1 protein-coding gene is annotated in these 731 nt (G+C 64.4%); it reads left to right on the top strand.

The features are described 5' to 3' along the window. A partial coding sequence (locus tag BXP70_RS30215; protein WP_179197912.1) for a hypothetical protein occupies window positions 1-289 on the top strand: 289 nt, incomplete at its 5' end. Between the last annotated feature and the right edge of the window lie 442 nt (window positions 290-731).

Consider the following 731-nt stretch of genomic DNA (forward strand, 5'->3'; position numbering starts at 1 on the left):
TCGCACCAAAACGGCGGTCGGCAAGCCCGATGACTCGATTGACTTCCTGCTGTATCCTACCAATGGGGTCGGTACGATTACCTATACGGCGCAGCTCACGGGCATACCCGGCGGCTATGGCACCGAGGCACTGGATGAAGGGGCCAATGGGTTTCAGGGCACCAAGGCCTTCGCGCATAGCCTGCGCACCAATGGCGTAGGACAGCTCACCATTACGGCCCGCGACGCGAACGGCGCGCAAGCCTCGGCGACGAAGGCAATCACGGTTAGCGGCTGGGAAAATGGTTAGTTCCTTTAAGCTTGGGCGCCATGCCAAGGCCGTGCGNCGGGCGCAATGCCAAGGCTGTGAGCCTCGGCATTGCAACGGCGCTGCTGCCGATGATTTTTCAGGCCACGCCGTCGGCCATGCCGGGGCAGGCGCTCAACCTCACCGGCGAGTTTGGCCCGAATGCCAAGGTGTTCCTGCGCACGTTCAGCAACCCGCTGCCGGTGCGCCTACCCGCAGCCAGCAATGGCACGGTGACGGTGCAGATGAACCGCAACGTCACCGTGCGCATTCCGTCCGGGCTGCCGATGGACGTGTACCAGGTGTGGGTCGAGGATGGCGACAAGGTCAGCCAGCCCGTGCTCATCAACCAGGCGTGGGGCCGCTACCTCAACTGCGACGTGGCCACCAAGGGCGCCACCGTGCAGCTGGTGGGGCGCAACCTGCAACCTACGCGGGGCCTGGT

It is taken from the genome of Hymenobacter crusticola, from assembly GCF_002154225.1.
Classification (GTDB): domain Bacteria; phylum Bacteroidota; class Bacteroidia; order Cytophagales; family Hymenobacteraceae; genus Hymenobacter; species Hymenobacter crusticola.